Below are 4,840 nucleotides of genomic sequence, written 5' to 3'. Positions count from 1 at the left end.
GTAGTCTTCTATTCTTTCGGCTATTTTCGATAACACTCCATGTAGAGCGAACGCTCGTGAATGTGCAACTGGTTCATGTTACCCGCGCCCAGCGCCGAGAACACCGAGCTGAACGGGGGGATAAGCACGTGCTGAATGCCCAGCTCCGCGGCATACCCACAGGCGTGCAGCGGACCACCGCCACCGTAGCTGAGCGCGACGAAGTTCTTCGGGTTGTATCCCTTTACCGCGACCTCCTTGAAGATCGCATTGGCCATGTTGCTGTCCACCTTGCGCTTGATCGCCTTCGCTGCCTCGATCAGGCTCAGTCCGGTGGGCTTGCAGATCTGCTCCTCGATGGCCCGCTGCGCCCGGCGCAGGCTGAGCTTGATCGTGCCGCCCGCGTAGTTGTCCGCATCGAGGTAGCCCAGCACCAGGTTGGTATCCGTCGTGGTCGGGAGCCGCCCGCCTCGTCCGTAACAGGCCGGGCCAGGGTCGGAGCCGGCGCTTTGCGGGCCCACCTCGATGGCACCCCACAGGCGGTCGTAGCGGGCGATGGAGCCGCCGCCGGCGCCGAGGGTGTGCAGGTAGGTCATCGGAGTCGACACGAGCCAGCGATCGATGACCGGGTTGAAGTCGTAGAACTTCACGCCGTCGGAGGTCACCAGGCCAATGTCGAAGCTGGTGCCCCCCATGTCGGTGGCGATGAGGTTGGGCTGGTCGTAGGTCTTCGACAGGTAGTGGGTGGCCTCCAGCCCGGCGACGGGTCCGGAGTGGATGGTCTGCAGTGAGGCGGTCGAGTTCAGCTGAGCCATGCCCCCGGTGTTGTGCACCAGCAGCATCGGCTTGGTATAGCCGTTACGCCGTAACTCGATCTCCAGGGACGCCAGGCCGTGGTACATCTGGTTGTGCAGGTAGGCGTCGATGATCGACGACATGGTGCGGGCGTACTCGCCCTTGCGGCCGGTGACCCGGTGCGACAGCACGACCGGTATCGCACCCAGCAGGTGGGTGGGGTACTCGTCGAGGACGATGCGCTCGACTTCCTTCTCGTGGGCGGGGTTGACCACCGCGTTGATCAACGTGACCACGAACGCCTGCGCGCCCTCGTCCACCAGCCGCCGCACCTGGCTGCGGACGTCGTCCTCGTCGACGGAGAGCACTACCTTGCCGGCGTAGTCGATGCGTTCCTGGATTCCTGCGATGCGGGTCACCGGAACCAGCGGCGTGGGCCGGTCCGCGGCGGGCAGGTCGGACTGCTCGGCCGCGGTCAGCCCGTCGCCGTAGCCGCGGGCCCGCATCAGCGGCACAGTCGATTCGAAGCCGGCGGTGGTGAGGATGCCGACGGACGGTCCGCTGCGCTCGATGAGCGCGTTCGTCCCCAGTGTCGTGGCGTAGCGCACCGCGTCGACGGTCGAGAGCACCGTCTGCACATCCAGATTGATCTGGGCGCACGCCTGCGCCAGCGCGTCCATGAAGCCGGAGGCGAGGTGGTGGTGCGTGGTCAGTGACTTCGCCTCGACGTAGGCGTCGTCGTAAACGAGAAAGCAGTCGGTGAACGTCCCGCCGATGTCAACGCTTACTTGCCGCATTTCTCTAGTCCTCCACTGCACTCAGGTGACGACGCTTCAGCGAGTCGATGTCGAGTTCGATGTCGTGCGTCAGCGGATGACCAGGCGGCAGGTATTCGTTCTCCACCAGCGTTGCGCAGCCCGGGCAGTAGAATTCGACGATCCGGCACCAGGCGGGGTCGGGAGCGTAGGTGAACTCGTAGCTTTCGTCGAGGAGCGGCCGGTGAATCTCCCGGGGATCGCGGTCGTAGACCAGCATCCCGGTCTTGTAGTTCTCGCGGGCGTTCGCGATGTCGTGCCCGCACACCCGGCACACCCATCGCTCGGCCACCAGATCGATCGCGAGATACTCGGTGATGTTCACCGAGGACTGCTGGTCGCTCATCGCTGGGCCTCCAGGATCAGGTCGGAGTTGCTGCTCACCCGGAACCCCCACCCGGGCTCGATCAGACAGGTCAGGTAGTCGCCCGCGACGAGCGCCGGCCCCTGGGCCCCCTGCCCCGGCGCCAGGTTCTCCGGACGGTAGACCGGCACCTCCTGCTCGTCGCCGTCGGCGAGGCGGATGCGGCGCGATCCGTCCGCGGTCGCCGGCTGCACGGTGCCGTGCTGGTCGGCCGCGAGTTCGAAGGTCGGCAGCGGATGCGAGGCCCGCACCACCAGCCGGTCGGCCTTGCCTCCCACGGTGTCAGGAGACGATCCGTTGGGCCACTTCTCGTCCCGCAACACGCCGTCGGAAATGAATCGGTCGCGGGTCTCGAAAGTGCATTCGTCGATGGAAACGCCTTCACCGAACATGTCACGCCGCGCCCGGGTCAGCAGGTCGTCTCGTGCCGCACCCACGTCGGCGTCGGTGCCGGGCATCGGGACGCTGTACTCGTGCGCCAGCCCGCTGAAGCCGATACCGAAGGCACTGAACACCGCCGACAGATGCGGCACGATCACCTGCGTGATCCCCGCTGCCCTGGCGATTCCGGATGCCAGCACGGGGCCCGCGCCGCCGAAGGCCAGCAGCGTAGCCTCCGAGAGATCTCGACCCGTCGAACCGATCATGGTCTTTACCGCAGCGCCCACCTGCTCCTCGAACGCCCGCAGCACCGCGAGCGCCGCGGCATGGGCGGACAACGACAGCGGCTCCCCGACATGGGTCAGCAGTGCCCGCTCCGCCCGGGCCGGGTCCAGCTTCAGATCCCCGCCCAGGTAGTTGTCCGGGTCCAGCGCGCCCGCGAGCAGCAGCGCGTCGGTCACGGTCGCGTCGGTGCCGCCGCGAGCGAAGCACGCCGGGCCAGGCGCGGCCCCGACACTGCGCGGACCGATCTGGATCCCACCGTCGACGACCGCGACCACCGAGCTGCCACCCAGCCCGACACTGCTCAGGTCCGGGATGGGCAGCGAGGTCTGCGCCGATTCGACCCGGCCGTGCGCGTGCACCGTCAGGGCCTTGTCCACCACGACCGACACGTCCGTGGTGGTCCCACCGACATCCATCCCGACGAGCACGTCCGCACCGTAGAGCGAGGCGTAGGCGACGCTGCCTTCCAGCCCACCACGCGGCCCGGAACCCCACGTCTTCAACGCGGTCGTCTTGGCGACCCGGGCCGAGTCCCCGTCGTTACGGAAGATCAGCAGCGGCCGTGCCAGCCCGTTGGACTTGCACGCCTTCTCCGCGCCATACAGGAAGTGCTCCATCCCCGGATGCAGGTACGAGTTCAGCACCGCGGTCAGGACACGCCTCGCGTCATCGACGTCGTGCACAAGCTCGTGCGACAGGGTGAACGGGACAGCGCCCAGCAGGTGCCTCGGGTACCGCTCCAACAGCAGGTTCTTGATCGCCCGCTCCGCCTCCGCGTTCCGCAGGGCGATCACGATCCGCGAGGCGCTCGTCGCCAGCAGGTCGTTGATCGCGGTCGTGAACTCGTCCAGGCCCACCGACCCATCGGCACCGACCGCGATCCCGACCGGGGCGTGCGGCACCATGGCCTGCCACAGCGAGGCGTCGACCAGGTTCACAATTCCATAGACATCCCCCTCCGCGCCGCTGTCGACCAGCAATCCGACCGGTGCGCCCTTCCGTTCGACCACGGCGTTCGTGCCCGACGTCGTCGAGTAGCGGAGGTACTCCGTCTCGCGCAACAGGCGCGTGGTGTCCTCCTCGCCATACAGACGGTCGGACACGGTCCGTAGCCCGTCGACGAAACACTGCGTTAAATCGTGCGGTGTCGTCGGCGTCTTCGCATGCACGATGCGTTCACCATCCGTCACACACACGTCGGTGAACGTGCCACCGTTGTCGATATTGACAAGGATTCCCATCAGCCCTCCGCCGGCTCGTTACATAAAGCGGGTCACAACACCATCGCCGTATGAAGTGGGTCACAACATCGCAGCCGGCGAAGGGTGGTTGCACCACTCCTACGAGTAGCCAGCAGATGGGAATCGGGTGGTCAAGCGCCCTGCGCGAAGCCACCCTCCCGTACGTCACGATTAGCGCACCGTGCGGACAGAGTCGAGTCGAGTCCGGGGACGAAGCGTACAGAGTGTAGCCGATCGAAAACATGCCAACGTGGCGGCCCGGGAAGTGGGACGGCCACCGCGTGATCCTCACGGGAAATGAGCGAAGCAACTCGATGAAGAGGAATCACGATGGCTGTGCGCCCGACCGTGCCGGATGGCGAGCGGGCGGGCAAGGAGCCGGCTGCGGGTCCGGATCTGCCAGGCTCGATGGGAAGGCGTTCGCGGAGGCGTTGATGAGCGCCGAGGTGGACGGGATCCGTAACGCCGAAATGGGGAGGTTTCACCAGAAAGGGTGAATCGTCGGAACGGATGTCGGGCGCGGGAGGGGACACCCGGGCGGGAACGATCGAGCTGGCGGTTCCGAAGCCGCGTCCGGGCTCTGCTCTTATGTTCGGAGTGGCTGACCCGTCCGCGGCGCGCGGAACAGGCACTGATCCCGGTGGTCGCCACCTCCTGCCTCCTCGGTGTTCCCATGAGAAGGGTCGACAGGCTCGTCGAGCAGCTGGGCGTGTCGGGGATCTCGAAGTCCCAGGTCTCGGCACTGACGAAGCACCGCGATACCCAGGTCGAGACGTTCCGATCACGACCGCTCGATGGTGCTCCGTGAGCGGTTCGGGGTGGACGCGCTCACCCTGAAGGTCCGCGAGGGCGGCCGTGTCATCACCGTGCACGGCCTGCTCGCGGTGGGCGTCAAGGCCGGCGGGCAGCGGAAGATCCTCGGTCTTGACATCGTCTCCAGCGGGGATGGTGCGGGCTGACTGGTGTTCTTCCGCGGTCTA

General features: G+C 66.5%; 4 protein-coding genes and 1 pseudogene. 2 read left to right on the top strand and 3 right to left on the bottom strand.

Annotation, left to right across the window (positions count from 1 at the left end):
- Positions 1-29: 29 nt before the first annotated feature.
- The 3 genes and pseudogenes from DD1DGNOD_RS07480 to DD1DGNOD_RS07470 all read right to left on the bottom strand — a co-directional run.
- Positions 30-1,571 (bottom strand): annotated as a pseudogene (locus tag DD1DGNOD_RS07480) (hydantoinase/oxoprolinase family protein); the annotation flags it as partial.
- 4 nt (positions 1,572-1,575) lie between these two features.
- Complete coding sequence (locus tag DD1DGNOD_RS07475) at positions 1,576-1,935, bottom strand: acetone carboxylase subunit gamma (RefSeq protein WP_131769746.1); 360 nt, start codon at positions 1,933-1,935, stop codon at positions 1,576-1,578.
- Positions 1,932-3,860, bottom strand: coding sequence for a hydantoinase/oxoprolinase family protein (locus DD1DGNOD_RS07470; RefSeq protein WP_131769745.1), 1,929 nt, complete (start codon positions 3,858-3,860; stop codon positions 1,932-1,934). Before DD1DGNOD_RS07470 ends, DD1DGNOD_RS07475 begins: the two co-directional genes overlap by 4 nt.
- A 493-nt stretch (positions 3,861-4,353) precedes the next feature.
- Between DD1DGNOD_RS07470 and DD1DGNOD_RS31085 the strand changes: the two genes are divergently transcribed.
- Both DD1DGNOD_RS31085 and DD1DGNOD_RS28950 read left to right on the top strand, forming a co-directional pair.
- Positions 4,354-4,668, top strand: a complete 315-nt coding sequence (locus tag DD1DGNOD_RS31085; RefSeq protein WP_430827770.1) for a transposase — start codon at positions 4,354-4,356, stop codon at positions 4,666-4,668.
- Positions 4,655-4,819 (top strand): transposase, encoded by a 165-nt coding sequence (locus DD1DGNOD_RS28950; RefSeq protein WP_241255532.1) that lies wholly within the window; start codon positions 4,655-4,657, stop codon positions 4,817-4,819. Before DD1DGNOD_RS31085 ends, DD1DGNOD_RS28950 begins: the two co-directional genes overlap by 14 nt.
- The last annotated feature ends 21 nt before the right edge of the window (positions 4,820-4,840 follow it).

The sequence above is a fragment of the Candidatus Protofrankia californiensis genome, from assembly GCF_900634765.1.
In the GTDB taxonomy this organism is placed as follows: Bacteria; Actinomycetota; Actinomycetes; order Frankiales; family Frankiaceae; genus Protofrankia; species Protofrankia californiensis.
Note: the sequence above shows the minus strand (reverse complement) of the source record. Positions and strands in the feature narration are given on the sequence as shown.